This window comes from Actinoplanes utahensis, assembly GCF_016862455.1.
GTDB lineage: Bacteria > Actinomycetota > Actinomycetes > Mycobacteriales > Micromonosporaceae > Actinoplanes > Actinoplanes utahensis.
The window spans coordinates 1-16363 of the sequence record NZ_BOMZ01000003.1 but is presented as its reverse complement, the minus strand read 5'-3'; the positions used below and the strand labels follow the sequence as shown (position 1 = coordinate 16363).

The following is a 16363-nucleotide window of genomic DNA, read 5'->3' as shown; positions in this document are numbered from 1 at the left end:
TCCACACGCCTCGGGATTGGTCCCCGTGCCTGGTACGGTGAAACACGAAGTGCTTCGATGTATCAGCAAGGACAGCACAAGTTAACCGGAATTCACAAGCCGGAAATCGAGAATCGCTGATGAGTGTGGTCGCGGGAGGGTGCTCATGGAGTCGATGCTGCAGAGGGCCCTCGCGGAAGCGCTCACGCCGGCGCCGGTCGAGGACGAGGTCGCCGTCCGGCTCCTCGACGCCGCCCACGACCAGTTCTGCCGGCTGGGCATCCGCCGTTCCACCATGGAGGACGTGGCCCGCCGCGCCGGCGTCTCCCGGATCACCGCGTACCGCCGGTTCGCCACCAAGGACGTGCTGGTCGAGCACGTGGTCCGGCGCGAGTTCCGGCGCTATTTCGAGCGGTTCAGCGTCGAGATCAGGCAGGCCCGCACCGCCGCGGACCGGGTGGTGCTCGGCTTCGCCGCCTCGATGCAGGCGTTCCGCGACAACGAACTGATCGGCGGTCTGATGACCGCCGAGCCCGACCTGCTGGTCCCCTCGATGATCACCGACGGCGGGCGGACACTGTCCACCGTGCAGCGGTTCGTCGCCGGGCAGTTGCGCGCCGAGCAGCGCTCCGGCCACATCTCCGAGCACGTCGACGTGGACCTGGTGGCCGAGCTGTGGGTGCGGCTCTCCGCGTCGTTCCTGGCCATCCCCAGCCGGGTCGTCGACCTCGACGACCCGGAGGCGCTGCGCGCCGTCGCCCGCCGCTACCTGGTGCCGATGCTGTCAGTCGGCTGAGTGATCGATGGGTCGCCGGCTTGAGGTGTTCCGGAGGCTCTCGTACCGCTGGAATTCAGGCGCGCTGATGCCCGTCTCGGAGTGAGTGCTCCGCACCGAGCGCCTTCACCAGCGGGGCGGGCAGCGCGATGGTGCCGTGTCCGAGGGTGGAGACCGTGGCGTAGACGACGCCGCCGGTGCAGACGGTCTCGCCGTCCCGGCGGAAGGCGAAGTCCAGCGTGAAGCTCTTTCCACCGATCCGGGACGTGCTGACCAGGACCTCGATTCGCTCGTGGCGCCTGACGCCTGCGGCGAAGTCCAGGTCGATGTGCACGACATGCACGTCGAATCCCCGATCGTGCCATTGCGCGTACGGGAGCCCCCGGTCCATGAAGAACACGTCGACAGCCTCGTCGACATGGCTGAGGTACCACATGTTGAACATGACGCCTTGGCCATCGATCTCGTGGAAGCGAGGGACGAACGAGTAGACGGGCCCGGTTTCGTTCTGTGCCGTCAAGACTTCTCCTCACCACGAGTGTCACCTGTGGAAACGGGGTTCTTCCGAGCGATGCGGTGCACGGGGCAGGCGGCAACCCGGATGGTCGGAGCTGGGTCCGCCGAGGGAGCAGGGGGCCCGGTGACTCCAAAGCCTGGCGACGTGGCCTCGGCTCGGCGTGCAGTGTCGACCCATTCCGCGGCGTCGAGCGGCTGCACCTGGAGCGAGAAATCGATCATCGCGTCATTCTCATCGATGCCCACGAGTTCCGCTCGCCCTCATCCGCCTTTCGGCCACCCGTCTACCGGTCGTACGACCGCGGCCCGGCCACGCTGATCCTGATCCCCGGTTCGACCCCCGGCCAGGGCGGTCGGCGAAGCCGGCGACTGAGTGGCGGCGGCACGCTCCGCGTCCCGGCCGGACGGTCCGGTGCGAATGCTCGACGGGTCCGGACGCGGCCCGTCATGCCGGGGTGATCGGGGTGCCGCGGTGCTCATGGGGGAATGTCGAGGGTGTGGTGGGTCACCGCGTGTGGGAAGTACATCCGCACGGTGGTCCGGCCGCCGTGGGTGTGGGTGAGCAGGACGTCGGCGAGTTGCCGGGCGGTCCAGAGGCCCGCGGGCCCGGTGGGGGCGGCCGGGGGCCGGTAGCCGGCGTCGGCGGCGATGGGCCGCCCGCCGTGGTCCTCGATGTGCACGATCAGGGTGTCGTCCTGGTGCCAGCCGTTCACCCGTACCGGTGGGTGGCCGTGGTGCAGGCCGTTGGTGACGACTTCGCTGGTCGCCAGGACGACCTGCCGGACGGCGGCGGGAACGAAGTGGTGCCGTGCGGCCCAGTCGGCGACGACGGCGCGGCAGCCGGCCAGTTCGGCGAGATCGGCGAGGGTGAGGCTGAGGTCGGTGATCGGTGGGGCCGGGGACAGGCGGGTCTGCGCGTGCGCGGTCAGGTAGGCGCCGGGCGTGACGTACCCGGGGTTGTCGTATCCGCCGCCGGCGGTCAGTTCGTGGCTGTGGACGCTGCGGACGTCGTCGATGATGGATGCGCGATGGTGCCGGCGATGCCAGATGCAGGTGATCGGGCTGCCGTAGCCGGCGTACCGGTGGTTGGTCATCGCCTCGTAGTTCAGATACGCGGCGGTACGGTCCACCGGCGCCCGTGCGTCGCTGATGAGGTCGGGTTCGGCGACGACATGGATCGGCTGTCGCCGGGCGTGCTGCCGGCGCAGGTAGTGGTCGAAGGTGCGGTAGGTGAATCCGAGTCGCTGGTAGAAGCCGTCAGCCGGCGCCCATTGCAGGGCGTCGGCGTCCGGGCCCAGCCGGTCGCGAACGATTTCCGCGGTCGCGGCGCCGACCACCATCAGCACCGCTTGCCCGGCGGTGATGTCGCGGCGCAGCGCGGGCACGAGCCGCCGCTCGATCGTGTCGTCGTCGTCCACGAGGAGCACCCCGTGCCGGAACCGGCCCCGGTCGCGATGATTGACCGCCCCGGTCACTCCGGGGTCTCCGGCCCGTCGCCGTCGTGACCGTCCACTACCGGGTCGTCGCCCTGCAGCACCATGCCCAGAGGATTCCTCGATTCGCACAACTGAAACGTCAGCAGTACCGCGGGGGAGCATCGCAGTCGCACGATCGTGTCGGCCGCGGCCGCCGCCACACCCGTCCGCACGAGCATCCGCAGCCCGGCGACGTCCAGGAAGGTGACGGCGGCGCAGTTCACCGTCACGACCGGCGCGCCCAGCAGAGCGTGGATCCGCGCTCCGATCAGCGCCGCGTTACTCGCATCGATCTCACCGGACAGAGCGATCTCGTCAGCCGACCACATCAGTTCACAGCCGGTCATCACCTCGACGTGGCGGTCCACAGCCATCACACCCATCGGCGAATCGGCGATCGGCTTCCCACTTCCGTTCGGTCTCAGCGTCCACCGCTATCCCGCGCACCGCAACGCCGCCCTCGAAAGAGTCCCGGAACGAGACGCTGAGTGGCGGTCCGAGGGGGAAGGACTTGACACCGCTGGCTAATGAGATTAGCTTTTTGGGCAACGCAGTTAGCCAATCCCTGGAGGGCCCCATGGCCGAGTACCTGAGCATCGCCGGCAACGAGATCGCCTACGACGTGACCGGCGAAGGGCCGCTGGTGGTGCTCGCGCACGGCATGGGCGACAGCCGCCACTCCTACCGCTTCGTCGCCCCGGCCCTGATCGCCGCCGGCTACCGGGTCGCCGCCATGGACATCCGGGGCTGCGGGGACTCCAGCCCCGGATGGGACGGCTACAGCCGTACCGACATCGCCGGTGACCTGATCGCGCTCGTCCGTCACCTGGGCGGCCCGGCCGTCCTCATGGGGCAGTCGATCAGTGGCGGCGCCGCGACGATCGCCGCCGCCACGGCGCCGGAGCTGATCAGTGGGGTCATCGAGCTGGCGCCGTTCACCCGTGGACAGGCCATCTCGCTGGGCGAGCTGATCCGCGCGAAACGCTACCGTGCGGGATTCACCCGACTCGGCATGACGATGGCCCTGGGCAGCCTGTCGAGCTGGAAGAAGTACCTCGACCTGGCCTACCCGACCAAGCCCGCCGACTGGGCCGGCGAACTCGCGCGGATCGAGACCACCATGAGCGAGCCCGGTCGCATGAAGGCTCTTCAGGCCATGTGCAGGACCAACCCGGCCGACGCCGGAGCGCAACTACCCAACGTCACGTGCCCGGTCCTGATCATTCAAGGCAGCCTCGACCCCGACTGGGCCGACCCCCGCGCCGAAGGCGAGAAGATCATCGCCGACCTGCCCGCCGGGCTCGGGCAGCTGGCGATGATCGACGGCGCCGGCCACTACCCGCACGCCCAGACCCCGGACCAGGTCGTCGCCCTGTCGCTGCCCTTCCTCGCCAGGACTCTGACCCGTGCCTAGGGCCGGACTCGACCAGGCCACGGTCACCGCCGCCGGCGCCGCCCTGGCCGACGAGGTCGGCTTCGGCGCGCTCAGCATGGGTCTGCTCGCCGAACGGCTCGGTGTCCGCACGCCCTCGCTCTACAAGCACGTCACCAGTCAGGCCGACCTCGCCCACCGGATCGCCGTCCTCGCCCTGAACGAGTTCGCGGACGCCATCCGCGACGCCATCCAGGGGCGCGCCGGCAGGGAGGCCCTCGTCTCCGGCGCCCACGCGATGCGCCGGTGGGTGCTGGCACACCCCGGCCGGTACGCGGCAGGCAACGCCGCCGTCGTGACCGGGCCCGACGACCCGCTGCTCCCGGCCGTCCAGCGGGTACTCGCCTCCTGGACGGCCATGCTCCACGGGTACCGCCTGGACCGGGGTCAGGACATCCATGCCCTGCGGATGCTGCGCAGCATGCTGCACGGATTCGCGACCCTGGAGGCGGCCGGCAGCTTCCGGATCGCCACCGACATCGACGACAGCTTCACCTGGATGCTCGACTTCATCGACCACGGCCTCGCCGGGAACCAGCCCGACTCACGCACCGCCCCCTGACAGCGCTGCACGTGCCATGTCGCGGCTTTCCCCGGGTGGCGGCGGCGGTGCGGAATGCCGCTCGGTCTCGCGCGGCGCCGGCCGCTCGGGCAAGGGGATCTCGAAGTGCACTGAACACAGCCGCGGGTGGACCGTGGGTGCCGGTCACCATCACCCTGCAAGAATCCGATGCGTTCGCATCAGAGGGCGCCCCGGAGATCGAGCCCGGCGACTGAGGCTCGAGCAGATTCCTTCATACGAATCCACACCCGGTCAGAACGGCACCTACGCCATCGATTCGACTGGTTCGCGAATCGTGCGGGCGACGAGTGAACCACGGCCGTCGAGGTCATATGCACAATGGATGATCGATCGATTCCGAGTCCAAGGGATGGCAATCGAAAGGATGTGCGCGGAGGACGTCCGAGCCCTTATCCGCGGAGGCGCTCAGTAAGATCCGGCATGCTCCGGCGGATGGCTCGGCGGTCGGTCACCCGCTCTCCCGTGGGCGACTCGATCGGCTCAAGGATGGGGAAGGTCTCGTCCGCGTAGCCGTGACGCTCGAAGAAGATTCCGCTGACGGTGGCGCCGAAGATTTCGGCTCCCCCCTCACAACCCGCCGACAGATCCGCGACATCGGCAAGGTCGTCGGGGTCTTCGGCCACACGGGTGAACGTCTCCCGGCCCAGCGTGATGACCCAGGACCGCCAGTCCGTGAACACATCGTCGGAAACGTACCCGCACATCATTTCAGCGGCAGTCCAGTGCCGCCAGGTGTACAGCCGACGGCTGGCGTCGACGAGCTCGCGCTGAAAGGCACGTAGCGTCTCGTCGTCAGCTTCGGCGAATTCAGCTTCCAGAACTTCCGCCATCGCATCCGGGTCACCTCCGGCGCGTGCCCGTGCAGCCTCGACAGCCGGCCAGAACGTCGACTCGCCCACGGTCTTCACGTTCCCCGGCGTCATGGCGAGAGGAGGCCGGGTCGGACCGGCAGCAGTTTGCTCCGCGACGGTAGCGGGGTTCCTCGCCTCATCCGTATCGCGCACGCAAGCGGATAGGAAGAGAAGCACAGCGAGGAGAGGCGTTACGCGAACCAGCACGGGCGGATGATACGGCAGCACGGCCGAAATCGTCACCGATAGGAGCGGCCACCACCGACTCCCGAAAGTGGGTACGGCGAGTCCGACCAGTCCCTGCCCGTCGGCCGTACGGCTGAGCTCCTATGACGAACGGGCGGGGCCCCTCATTCCGTCCAACCGGCGGGGTCTTCGGCTCGCCAGAGCAAGCCGGCCGAGGTCCACCATCGCATTGCAGGCCCGCGCCAGGGACGGGATGAAGTGACCAGGTGGCGCATTCTCTGATCGCTACCCACCGACGAGAACTCGGCCGTTCCCTACCAAGGCTTCAACTGGTCGACTGGGTCGCCCCCCGCCCTGGAGCCCTATCGCGTTCCGCCCAGGTATGGGGCTCCCGGTGCGGCGGAAGCGCGCTCCGAGAGATTCGAACCCTGACCTTCTGATTCGTGGTCAGGAGGGTGGGTTGTTGAGGCGGGCGGCCTGGCGGGTCAGGTGGTCGCGTTCCGGCAGGCTGGTGGCGCAGCGGGCGGCGTCGGCGTAGAGGCGGGCGGCGGTGGCCGTGTCGCCCTCGCGTTCGTGCAGGTAGGCGGCGACCGCCGAGTAGCGGGGGAGTGTCGGGTCGAGGGCCTCCAGGGCGGCCAGGCCGGCGCGCGGGCCGTCCGCCTCGCCGACCGCGACGGCACGGTTCAAGCGGGCGACCGGGCTGCCGGTGAGACGGATCAGCTCGTCGTACCACTCGACGATCTGGACCCAGTCGGTCTCGCCGGCGGTTCGCGCGTCGGCGTGCAGGGCGGCGATCGCCGCCTGCGCCTGGAACTCGCCCAGCCGGTCCCGGGCGAGCGCGGCCTGCAGGACGCCGACCCCCTCGGCGATCATCCGGGTGTCCCAGCGGCCGCGGTCCTGCTCGGCGAGCGGGACCAGGCTGCCGTCCGGGCGGATGCGCGCCGGACGGCGGGCGTGGTGCAGCAGCATCAGCGCGAGCAGGCCGTCCACCTCCTCGTGCCGGAACGCGGCGGCCAGTTGCCGGGTGAGCCGGATGGCCTCGGCCGCGAGATCGACGTCGCCGGAGTAGCCCTCGTTGAACACCAGGTAGAGCACGCGCAGCACGGTCGCCACGTCGCCGGGCTGGTCGAACCGCACGTCGGCGACGGTCCGCTTGGCCCGGCTGATCCGCTGCGCCATCGTCGCCTCCGGCACCAGGTAGGCCTGCGCGATCTGCCTGGTGGTCAGCCCACCGACGGCCCGCAGCGTGAGCGCGACCGCCGACGCCGGAGCGAGCGACGGATGCGCGCACAGGAAGTAGAGCCGCAGCGTGTCGTCGGTGGACGCGGCCGGGCCCGGCTCCGGTTCGGCGTCCACCAGGTCCTCGCGCCGCCGCCGTGACGTGTCGGCCCGTACCGCGTCGAGGAACCGGCGCCACGCCACCGCGACCAGCCAGCCCGACGGATCCCGCGGCGGATCCCGCGGCCACACCCGGACCGCCTCGACCAGGGCGTCCTGTACGGCGTCCTCGGCCGCCGCGAAGCCTGCTCCGCGACGGACGAGGATGCCGATCACCCTGGGCGTGAGGGTCCGCAGGAGAACCTCGTCCACGTGCTATTCCGTGACCGTCAGCGGTGTCCCGAACACCGGGCGCAGTTCGAGCCATTCGTGGATCGGCCGGCCACCCGCACCCGGAGCGGCGGAGAGTTCGGCGGCCAGTTCGAGAGCCCGCTCGTGCGAGTCGACGTCGATCACCATGAACCCGGCGATCAGGTCCTTCGTCTCCGCGAACGGCCCGTCGGTCACCGGCGGACGGCCGTCCCCGTCGTATCGCACCCAGGTCCCCTCCGGCGCGAGAGCGGTCTCCCCGACGAACTCCCCGGTCTTCACCAGACGGTCCGCGAAGTCCCGCATGTACTGGATGTGCGCGTCGATCTCCTCGGGCGTCCACTTCTCCATCGGCACGTCGTTCACGGCCGCCGGAGCGCCCCGGTAGTGCTTCAGCATCAGGTACTTGGCCATCGTCGTTCTCCCTCGATGCGGTACGGCCATTCTCGCCGTGTGCATCCCTGGGTCGGAGCCCCACCCGGCTTCTCGACACGATCCGGCGCCCGGTTTCCGACTTTCTTCGGCGACATGCCGTTCGAGCGGAACGGGATGTGCCTTTCGGCGGTGCGGACCACCCTGACGTACGAGCTCAGCTTCCTGCGCCGGCTGACCGGGCGGCGCTGAAGGCGTCCGTGGAGAGCGCGAGCCGGGGACGATGGCCGTGTCAGCGTGGGGCGGAGGATGTCCGCGGGGGTGTGGCTGCCGCGACGGACAGGGTCACCCGGCATGTCGTTCCGTTCAGGCGGAAGTCTCTCGGCGTGGCGTTGCCGCCCTGGTAGGTGCCGCTGATCGTCGCGGTGTGCCGGCCGCCCGGCGCGACCGTCACCCGTGTGGTGACCGTCCGGCCGTCCTGCCGCCACGTTCCCGGCGCTCCCTCGCCCAGCGAAGCCTCGCCCAGCGAAGAATCGCTCAGGGAACCTGAAGTTGAAGCCTCGCCCGGCAGGACGAAGGTGAACGGCACGTCCGTGACCGGAGCGGTCCCGGTGTTGGTGACGCCGACCTCGGTGGTGAAGTGTCCGGCCCCGGCCCGGACGACGTATCCCACCGTGCACCCTGGGCCGGTCGGTGCCGTCACGACCGGCGGCGCCGACGGGGTGACGGGTGGCCCGGCCTGTGCCCGCAGGCCGCCGAGCGCCCCGGGACCCATCGCCGCCAGGAAGGCCCCGGCCACCAGTATCCCGGCGGCACCCGTCCCGGCCCGGTCGCGCCGCCGTGGCCGCGGTGACCGGAGCCGCCCGGCGACGACGGCCCCCTCGATGATCACCCGGGTCGGCGTGATCCGGCGCCGGACCGGACCGGTCACCCGCCGCGCGACCCCGGCGTCGGTTCCACCGGACGGCGCCGCCACCCCGGCCAGCACCGATGCCGCCTCCGCGGCGGTCGGTCGTTCGGCGGGACTCTCGGCCAGGCATCGCCGGCACAGATCCGCCACCTCCGCGGGCAGCCCGGCGATCGGTGGCAGCGGAGACGGCTCCTGATAGCGGTGTGCGTTCAGCATTCGCGTGGTGGCCGGCGCCTCCCAGGGAAGCCGCCCGGCCAGGGCTCGATACAGCAGCAGTCCCCACGCGTACACGTCGGCCGCCGGGCGTACCACCCCGCCCTTCCAGCGTTCCGGCGCCAGGTAGGCCGGAGTCCCGAGCAGCAGGCCGGCGGGGCGGTCATCGTCACCCGAGACGGCTGCGATGCCGAAGTCGACCAGTTTCACCCTGTCGCCGGCGACGACCACGTTGGCCGGCTTCACGTCCCGGTGCACCACGCCCCGGTCATGGGCGGCCGCCAGCGCCGCCGCCACCTGCGCGCCGATCAGCACGGCCAGGCGCCACGGCAGCGCCCCGCCGGCGAGCAGGTCCTCGAGCGTCCGTCCTTCGACGACCTCCATCACCACGTAGGGCAGCGGGCCCGGCGCCTCGCCGTAGTCGTACACCTCCACGATGCCGGGATGCCGCAGCCGGGCGATCGCCCGGGCCTCGTCGCGGATCCGTGCCATCAGCGCCGTGTCGTGCCCGGCCGACATGACCTTGACGGCGACGTCGCGGCCGAGCACCTCGTCACGTGCCCGCCACACCACCGACATGCCGCCGGCGCCCAGGCGTTCCCGCAGGTGGAAGCGTCCGTCGAGCAGGTCTCCGCGATTCAGCACGGCCTGGCGATGCCCAGTCGCCACGGCGGGGAAACGGGCCGCCGGGCAACGTCACGTCGCCGGTACGGTCCCGAGCATGGCGGTCATGGCGTCGTTCTCGGCGGTCTGCTCGTTGATGACGTGTCGGGCCATGCCACGGATGTAGGCGTTGCCGTCCGGCAGGTCGAGGACCGCCCGGGACATGGTGATGGCCCCGCGATGGTGCTCGATCATCAGCCGCAGGAAGATCGTGGGCGCCGCCGCCGGGTCCGCACGGTCCAGTTCCGCCAGCTGAGCGGCGGTGAGCATGCCGTGGGCGGCCGCGTCCGGCCCGGTGGTGGGCGCCGCCGAGCCGGCCGGCGGCCGGTCCCAGGCGGCCAGCCAGGCGTCGGTCTGGTCGATCTCGCGCTGCTGGTCGTGCTCGATGAACTCGGCGATCAGGCGGATCCGTTCCGGCACGTCGCCCTTCGCCAGCAGGGTTCGGCTCATCCGGACCGCCTGCTCGTGGTGCGTCACCATCATCCGCGCGTAGTGCTCGTCCGCGCCGCTCGGCGTCCCGGCGGGCGCGGCGACGGGGGCGGCGGAGGCTGCGGGCAGCCGCGCGGGTCCGCCGGTGTCACGCAGCAGGAACACCGCCATGCCGGCGAGCGCCACGCTGAGCAGGGCGGCGAATCGGCGGATCATCAGGGGACTCCCTCCGGAGGCAGGGGCCGGCACGGCCCTCCGGGGAGGACCGTGCCGGCGATCACTCAGCCCTGCGAAGGCTGCGGGTTGGACGGCTGGACCCCTGACGGCTCCGGCTCCGGCGCGGGCTCGGGGTTGCCGTTCTGCCCGATACGGCCGTCCGGCGTCAGCGGGTTCATCGCGGTGAAGTCACGGGGCACCAGGTCGAAGCCCTGCCAGTGCATCGGCATCGGGCTCTGGTCCTCGTCGCGCGGCACGTGGTGGAAACCCACCCGTACCCACATCACCGGGTCGGTGAGTTTCTGCTTGTCCTTGACGAAGTCGAGAACGGTACGGCTGTTCGGCGGGCACTCCGGGTCGGAGGCGTTGCCGCTGGCGTACTTCTCGCAGGCGTTCTTCTCGGTGAACGTGACGTCCGGCTTGGTCTCCGGGTGCCCCTGATAACGGTCGTTGCCGCCGGTGACCAGTTCGTACGACCGCTGGTGGCCGTCGGTGTTCTTGCTCGCCTGGCTCGCCAGCCGCCACCAGCGCTGATCCACCTTGGTGAAGGTGCCCTCGGTGGCGATGTCGGTTCTGGTGGTCTTCAGCTTGGCGGCCATTTCGCCACGGCCGTCGAGGGCGGTGTCGTACTGCTGGACCTTCTCGCCGCCCTTCCCGGCGATGTTGAAGTCCACCCGCCAGAACGCGTTGTGGTAGTGCATCGTCGCCTTGAACGCGTCACCCTTGCCGATCGGCCAGCCCCGGGCGGCGTCCGCCTCGCTGCCGGGAGCCAGGTCGCCGGTCGCGCCGAGACGGGCCGAGATCTGGCCGTCGTCACGCAGCCGGAACTCGGTGACGTACTCGTACCAGGACAGCTTGCTGATCGTCCGCAGCACCAGGTCGTGACCCTGCCGGGAGTACAGCGTGCCGGCCTCCGGCCCGTTCTCGCCCCAGCTCTCCTCGCGGGCCCGGTAGGCCAGACCGGCCGGCTCGGCGCTGACGCAGAGCACCTTGCGCTGGGCCGGCTCCGCGGAACCGTCGGAGCCGAGACGTGCCGAGCCGCCCTTGCAGTCGTCGCCGTCCAGCGTCTCCAGGGCGTAACCGCCCATGCCGATGTCGGTGAGGTCGTCGAACTCCATGTCACCGGTGTCGTACGGCACGTGCAGCTGGGCGAGGCGGATCGAGTCCAGCACCTGCACCGGCTGCGGGTTGCGCTTGGTCGAGACGTAGACCTGGGTGAGCACCAGCCCGGCCTTGTCGTGGATGCGCCAGCAGAGCTGCCACGTCGTCCCGTTCGGCAGCGTCTCCTTCACCGTCGACGAGCCGCTGCACGGGGCCGGTGCGGCCGCCCGGGCCGCCGACGGAACGGAGGCGCCCAGCGCCGCCGCCGTCAGCAGCGCGAGGGTGCCGGCGATCTTTCGGTTCGTCATGCTGCCGGAATCCTCGCTCACTTGAGGCGGGCGACCGTGCGCCCGGAGAGGTCGATGATGAACTCGCTGACGCTGAGGAACTGCCCGTCGTCGGTCGCCACGATGAGCTGCACGCAACGGTTCTTTCCGCACTGGCCGGCGCCCTTGTCGGCCGGTTTGGCCGTGTAGATGTGGGCGGTGGGAACCAGTCCTTCGGCGCCGTTCAGCTGTTTGCCGGTGGCGGCGCGATAAGCCTCCTTGAGCCCGTTTCCGGCCGGGTCGGCGAGCAGGAGATCGAGAGCGGTACGGGCCTCCTGCTCGGACGCCGGCGGCTGCATTCCCGCCGCGGAGAAGGAGCCGACCAGCTTGCCGGCGCCCAGGTCGACGACCTGCTTGACCAGCTTCTCCGACTTGTAGTCGTAGTAGTACAGCTCGGCCTGCCGACCGCCCGCCTCCGCGTCGATCTCGGCCGACAGGTACTCCGGACCCGCCTTGCCGGTCACGTCCTCGGCATTCGCGGCGAGCTGCGGGGTCAGCGCGATGGTCCGGGCCTTCTGCACCTCACCGCTGGTCAGCGCGTCGTTCCCGCTGCCGGCGGCGGCCTCGGGAACCGGTTTGGGATCGGTCACCCGCGCCTGTTCCGCGGTGACCGTCGGGGTCGGTGTGGACGGTGCGGCGTGCGCCTGCCACGAGGCGACCCCGAAGGCTGTCACCGCTGAAATCGTCGCGACGCCGAGGCCCCAGCCCCATTTTCGGTATTGAGTCACGTTCCGCCTTTCTCTGTAGGTTGCCGGCCCGTCCGGGGACCCTACGGAAAGGAGGTGAGATTCCTGTGAAGCCGAAAGTGGTGGCCATCGATATTTCGTCGAGCGCTCCGATGAATCCGCTGGCTGTCATGCCTGTCGATGCCGAGCCGGAAACAAAAATTTCATTTCGTCGACGCTGGATGTGAAGCGTCGAATCCTTTCTCCCCTATTCGTGCCACATGGCAGAGAAAAGAGAAACAGAGACTTCCGCCGTACGGTAGACCCTGGGCGGGGGCGGAGGGTGTACGCGGGAGGAGCGGCTCCGTCAGTCCCACCAGAACGACCAGTGGGTGCCGCGCGCCTGCTTGCGGGCGATGTCCTCCGGCTCGCCGAGGATCTGGAGGATCAGGTCGAAGCAGTAGACCGCCTGTTCGACAGCGCAGCGGGCCACGTCCTCGGTGGTGACCGGCGGCCGGGCGACGTCGAGTTCCAGAGTGGAGCCGGCCGGGTGGTACAGCTCCGCGCCGTACCGCTGATGCCAGTGCCGCAGCACCGCCAGGTGGTCCACCGGGCGCAGGTCGGTGTTGTTCGCGCGGATCAGGGCGGGCACCAGGACCGGCACCTCGTACCCGGCGGTGGCCGGCACCAGCAGGACCGACGTGGGCGGATAGTTCCGGCTGATCCGATAGACGCCGGGGCCGGGACCGGTGAGGCCGTCGAGCCTGGCCGCGAGGCGGGCCGGGTCGTACGTGGCCTCCCAGCAGGCGGCGGCGCCCTCATAGCCGTCGGACGCACCTTCGGCGATCGCGGCCCGGCGCAGCTGCTCGAACCGGGCAGCCGGGTCGACGGTCAGGGCCTCGGCCAGCGCGGCCGGGCCCTGCACGTCAGTGGGATAGCGGCCGGCCAGTTCGGCGGCGTAGGCGGCGTCCGGCCCGAGGACCGGGTACAGGCCGGTTGCCGGGTGCTGTTCGAGCAGCTCGCGCCAGATCTCGTCCGCCCGGTCCGGGGGCACGTCGGCGCTGAGCAGGCGTACCCCGCCCGGGGTCACCGCTTCGCCGGCCCAGGACAGGCCGGCCAGTGACCCGGCCATCAGGCCCGGCCCTCGTCGATCGACGCCACCACCGGCATGCCCCCTGTCGCATCGTGGACGGCCTCGAGCCGGTTCCGGATCCGAACCTACCCTCCATGATCGACCGCTCGTGGGCCTGGTGCACCGGTGGGTGGATCGGGGCGATCCACCCACCGGAAAACCGGTCAGACGCTCGTGCAGACGGTGCCGTTGAGGGTGAAGACGGACGGCGGGACGTTGGGGCCGCTGTAGGAGCCGACGAAACCGGCGCCGGTGGTGGCGCCGGAAGCCAGAGCGGTGTCGCTCGTCACGCGGACGGTGCGGGCGGACTCGGTCCAGGTGGCGTTCCAGCCGCTGTTCAGGCTCTGCCAGCCGGTGGGCCAGGTGAAGGCCAGCGTCCAGCCGCTGACGGCGGGGCCGTTGTTGGTGATGTCGATCTGGCCGACGTAGCCGTTGCCCCAGTCGTTGGTGTTGCGGAACTCGACCGTGCAGGACGAACCGCCGGGGGTGGCGGTGGTGAAGGTCAGCGGCGGGGACGGCGGGGAGATCCGGCCGGCGCCGTCCCGGGCCACCACGTTGATCGTGTAGCGGCGGCCGGGGTCCAGGTTGCGGGCGGTCAGGGACGTGCCGGTGGTCTCGCCGAGGAGTTCGGCGGCGCCCCCGTTCTGGCGGTAGACCTCGTATTTCAGGTTCGCGCCGGCGGACGGCCAGGAGATCGTCGCGGTGCGGTCGGTCACGGTCGCGGACGGCTGGGCCGGGGCCGGCGGGGCTGCGGCGGTGGCGGCGGTGTCGAGGGTGACGAGGGTGATCGAGTACGGGGCGAGGGTCTGCTCGGTGCCGCTGCCGGTCCGGGCGGTCGTCACCGCGTCGGCGCCGTTGGTGAAGGTCGCGACCGTGGGCGTACCCGCGGAAGGGGTGTAGCCGTGATGGGCCAGGGAGACCGTGTGGGCCGCATCAGGGTCCTTGTTGATCAGCAGAACCGCGACGTCACCGTCGGCCTTGCGCACCGCATGCGCGCTGACCAGCGGATCGTCCGTCCCCGCGGCGACGAAACGGTCCCCCGGCTGGGCGAAGGAGCCGATCAGAGACAGGGCATGGTACGGGGCGAACGGCGTGTTCAGCGGCGGCTGGCACACACTGTTGTCGGCGTTGCAGTTGCCGCTGGAGAGCAGGCCGTAGTCGCCGTAGTCGGTCTGCCCGGCGATGGTGGAGACGGTGCCGAGGCCGTTGTGGACGTTCCACCAGTGCACCGTGAAGACGCCCTGGGCGAGCAGTCCGCTGTAGACGTCGGCCAGATACAGCGCGCCCGGCTGGGTGTTGCGGCCGACGTCGACGTTCGTCTCGGTCATGCTGATGCCGATCCGGGCGGCGTTCGCGCCCGCGTACCGGTCGATCTGCCGGCGCAGCAGGTGGACGGCGTCGGTGATCTGGGCGGGTTTGGTCAGGGCCTCGGCGGGCGTGGCGCCGCCGGGGTACCAGTGGACGTCGACGAAGTCGATGGCCGAGCCCGCGCGGCTGAGCACCTCCTGGTTCCAGGAGCCCTGGTCGCCGGGGCCGACGATGGCGTCCGGCCAGTTGCCGGGCATGGTGAGCACGGCGCCGACCTTGATGCTCGGGTCGACGGCCTTCATCGCCTGGGAGTAGGCGACGACGTGGGCCGCGTACTCCTTCGGGCTCTTGTCGGCGTGCTCGTCGGCCTCCCAGTTCGAGCCGTAGTGGCCGTTGCCGTAGTTCTCGTTGCCGATCGTCCAGTACGTCGCGTCGTACCCCTTGGTGATGTTGGCGTAACGCACCCAGTCGGCGGCCTCCTGCGCGGTGCCGGTGCCGTAGTTCGCGATGATCATCGGCTCGGCGCCGGTGGCCCGCGCGCCGGCCATGAACGTGTCGAAGTCGGTGTTCGGGGCGACGTAACCGCCGGGGGCGGTGTGGTCGCGCCAGTGGTAGATGTCGGCGTACGAGCCGCCGGGGTAGCGGACCATCGTCACGCCGGCGTCCTTGAGCAGGCCGGACACCGCGGGGGTGCCGAGCTGGGAGTCCCAGATGGCGTGGTTGACGCCGATGGCGACGTCACCGACGGCGGCCAGGCCGGCCCGGATGTCGATGTCGACGCGGGTGTCTTTCTCCGCGGCGCCGGCGCGGGCGCCGGTGGGGGCGGTGACGACGGCCGCGAGCAGGACGATGCTCGCGGCCGTGCGCCATGGGGATGAGATGGGCACGAAAGCCTCCGAAATGTTGGGAGCGCTCCCATGTTCATCTCAGGGAAACATGGATGTCAATGTTCGATGATGGCGTCGCTCAGCGGAAGCAACCGGCGAACGGAGCGGGCAGGCTCGCCCACGACGCGAAACCGTCGGCGAGCTCGGCGTCGGTCAGCAGGCGGGACCGCAGCAACGAGAGTCGACGTGTGATCCAGGTGCAGGCCGATCAGTAGCAGGACGGTCTGCCGGTCCCCGTGATACGGATCCCGGTCCAGGTCGGCCGCGAGCCGCCGCTGGTCACTCGTCTCGGTCCAGCGCTCCGCCGGCAGCGCCGCCAGCCAGCGCCCGAGGCGCACCCCGCCACCGGCGAACTCGAACGCGACCGCCTCGTCCGGCTGGCTGGTGATCCACAGCTGCCCGCGTCCGCGCAGCGCATCCTCGGTCAGCTCCTCCAGATCCTCGTGCAGACGCTGCGGATGAAACGGCCGCCGGGTCCGGAAACCACGGCCGCCCGCGCGGCGTACTGACCCGTTTCGGTCTGCCCCGGGTCCGGTTCCCCGAGCTGGCGTTGCGTGGCGAGTTGCCGGGAGTGCGGAAGGCCTCCTGGCGGGTCCTATGGCCCGCCGCTGCATGACCTATGGCAGCGGCGGGCCCACCGCCGGACGGGCAGGCTTGCCGATGTGGGTTCCGGCCGACCGGCTTGCAGCGGGCCGACCGGCTTGCAGCGGGCCGACCGGCTTGCAGCGGGCCGACCGGCTTGCAGCGGGCCGACCGG

Annotated in this window: 16 protein-coding genes and 1 pseudogene; 4 read left to right on the top strand and 13 right to left on the bottom strand. The window is 70.5% G+C overall.

Going from position 1 to position 16363, the window contains the following annotated elements; all coding sequences use genetic code 11:
* Positions 1-145: 145 nt before the first annotated feature.
* The gene (locus Aut01nite_RS01375; RefSeq protein ID WP_043524889.1) at positions 146-775 is read left to right on the top strand and encodes a TetR/AcrR family transcriptional regulator; all 630 of its coding nucleotides are present in this window, start codon (positions 146-148) and stop codon (positions 773-775) included.
* A 55-nt stretch (positions 776-830) separates the two neighbouring features.
* Here Aut01nite_RS01375 and Aut01nite_RS01370 read toward each other — a convergent pair whose 3' ends face one another.
* The 3 genes from Aut01nite_RS01370 to Aut01nite_RS01360 all read right to left on the bottom strand — a co-directional run bounded on the left by Aut01nite_RS01370 (position 831) and on the right by Aut01nite_RS01360 (position 3119).
* Complete coding sequence (locus Aut01nite_RS01370; protein ID WP_043524890.1) at positions 831-1274, bottom strand: acyl-CoA thioesterase; 444 nt, start codon at positions 1272-1274, stop codon at positions 831-833.
* 472 nt (positions 1275-1746) lie between these two features.
* A complete protein-coding gene (locus Aut01nite_RS01365) occupies positions 1747-2697 on the bottom strand; it encodes an ATP-binding protein (protein ID WP_275409667.1) in 951 nt (316 codons plus the stop codon).
* Between the two features lie 44 nt (positions 2698-2741).
* Complete coding sequence (locus Aut01nite_RS01360; protein WP_161790630.1) at positions 2742-3119, bottom strand: STAS domain-containing protein; 378 nt, start codon at positions 3117-3119, stop codon at positions 2742-2744.
* A gap of 203 nt (positions 3120-3322) precedes the next feature.
* On the opposite strand from Aut01nite_RS01360, the gene Aut01nite_RS01355 reads away from it, so the two are divergent.
* On the top strand, positions 3323-4159 hold the full coding sequence (locus Aut01nite_RS01355; protein ID WP_043524893.1) for an alpha/beta fold hydrolase: 837 nt from the start codon (positions 3323-3325) through the stop codon (positions 4157-4159).
* Positions 4152-4739, top strand: coding sequence for a TetR/AcrR family transcriptional regulator (locus Aut01nite_RS01350; RefSeq protein WP_043524894.1), 588 nt, complete (start codon positions 4152-4154; stop codon positions 4737-4739). The genes Aut01nite_RS01355 and Aut01nite_RS01350 overlap by 8 nt, the downstream gene beginning before the upstream one ends.
* Before the next feature lie 410 nt (positions 4740-5149).
* Here the strand turns inward: Aut01nite_RS01350 and Aut01nite_RS01345 are convergent, their stop codons facing one another.
* The 10 genes from Aut01nite_RS01345 to Aut01nite_RS44720 form a co-directional block, all read right to left on the bottom strand.
* Complete coding sequence (locus Aut01nite_RS01345) at positions 5150-5659, bottom strand: DUF4240 domain-containing protein (RefSeq protein ID WP_161790631.1); 510 nt, start codon at positions 5657-5659, stop codon at positions 5150-5152.
* A 585-nt stretch (positions 5660-6244) separates the two neighbouring features.
* Positions 6245-7387 carry an RNA polymerase sigma factor gene (locus tag Aut01nite_RS01340; RefSeq protein ID WP_043524896.1) on the bottom strand — a complete coding sequence of 381 codons (1143 nt, stop codon included), beginning with the start codon at positions 7385-7387 and terminating at the stop codon, positions 6245-6247.
* Positions 7388-7390: 3 nt separating this feature from the next.
* Positions 7391-7798 (bottom strand): YciI family protein, encoded by a 408-nt coding sequence (locus Aut01nite_RS01335; RefSeq protein ID WP_043524898.1) that lies wholly within the window; start codon positions 7796-7798, stop codon positions 7391-7393.
* 250 nt (positions 7799-8048) lie between these two features.
* The gene (locus tag Aut01nite_RS01330) at positions 8049-9524 is read right to left on the bottom strand and encodes a serine/threonine-protein kinase (RefSeq protein WP_052163673.1); all 1476 of its coding nucleotides are present in this window, start codon (positions 9522-9524) and stop codon (positions 8049-8051) included.
* Positions 9525-9575: 51 nt separating this feature from the next.
* Positions 9576-10187: a DUF305 domain-containing protein gene (locus Aut01nite_RS01325; RefSeq protein ID WP_052163674.1), complete on the bottom strand. Its 612-nt coding sequence runs from the start codon at positions 10185-10187 to the stop codon at positions 9576-9578.
* A gap of 65 nt (positions 10188-10252) precedes the next feature.
* Entirely contained in the window at positions 10253-11596 is a 1344-nt protein-coding gene (locus tag Aut01nite_RS01320) for a copper amine oxidase (protein ID WP_063958766.1), read from the bottom strand.
* A gap of 17 nt (positions 11597-11613) precedes the next feature.
* Complete coding sequence (locus tag Aut01nite_RS01315; protein ID WP_236642685.1) at positions 11614-12288, bottom strand: hypothetical protein; 675 nt, start codon at positions 12286-12288, stop codon at positions 11614-11616.
* A 358-nt stretch (positions 12289-12646) separates the two neighbouring features.
* The gene (locus Aut01nite_RS01310; RefSeq protein ID WP_052163675.1) at positions 12647-13411 is read right to left on the bottom strand and encodes a DUF4253 domain-containing protein; all 765 of its coding nucleotides are present in this window, start codon (positions 13409-13411) and stop codon (positions 12647-12649) included.
* A gap of 164 nt (positions 13412-13575) precedes the next feature.
* A complete protein-coding gene (locus Aut01nite_RS01305) occupies positions 13576-15606 on the bottom strand; it encodes a cellulose binding domain-containing protein (protein WP_373871429.1) in 2031 nt (676 codons plus the stop codon).
* Between the two features lie 56 nt (positions 15607-15662).
* Positions 15663-16034 carry a GTP-binding protein gene (locus Aut01nite_RS44720; protein ID WP_373871431.1) on the bottom strand — a complete coding sequence of 124 codons (372 nt, stop codon included), beginning with the start codon at positions 16032-16034 and terminating at the stop codon, positions 15663-15665.
* Positions 16035-16093: 59 nt separating this feature from the next.
* On the opposite strand from Aut01nite_RS44720, the pseudogene Aut01nite_RS44715 reads away from it, so the two are divergent.
* Positions 16094-16222: pseudogene (locus tag Aut01nite_RS44715) on the top strand (hypothetical protein); the annotation flags it as partial.
* Positions 16223-16363: the final 141 nt, after the last annotated feature.

Excerpts from the sequence above, each read along its gene's own strand:
- Aut01nite_RS01320 (WP_063958766.1), bottom strand. The coding sequence starts at position 11,596 with ATGACGAACCGAAAGATCGCCGGCACCCTCGCGCTGCTGACGGCGGCG.
- Aut01nite_RS01360 (WP_161790630.1), bottom strand. The coding sequence starts at position 3,119 with ATGGCTGTGGACCGCCACGTCGAGGTGATGACCGGCTGTGAACTGATG.
- Aut01nite_RS01375 (WP_043524889.1), top strand. The coding sequence starts at position 146 with ATGGAGTCGATGCTGCAGAGGGCCCTCGCGGAAGCGCTCACGCCGGCG.
- Aut01nite_RS01310 (WP_052163675.1), bottom strand. The coding sequence starts at position 13,411 with ATGGCCGGGTCACTGGCCGGCCTGTCCTGGGCCGGCGAAGCGGTGACC.
- Aut01nite_RS01355 (WP_043524893.1), top strand. The coding sequence starts at position 3,323 with ATGGCCGAGTACCTGAGCATCGCCGGCAACGAGATCGCCTACGACGTG.
- Aut01nite_RS01335 (WP_043524898.1), bottom strand. The coding sequence starts at position 7,798 with ATGGCCAAGTACCTGATGCTGAAGCACTACCGGGGCGCTCCGGCGGCC.
- Aut01nite_RS01325 (WP_052163674.1), bottom strand. The coding sequence starts at position 10,187 with ATGATCCGCCGATTCGCCGCCCTGCTCAGCGTGGCGCTCGCCGGCATG.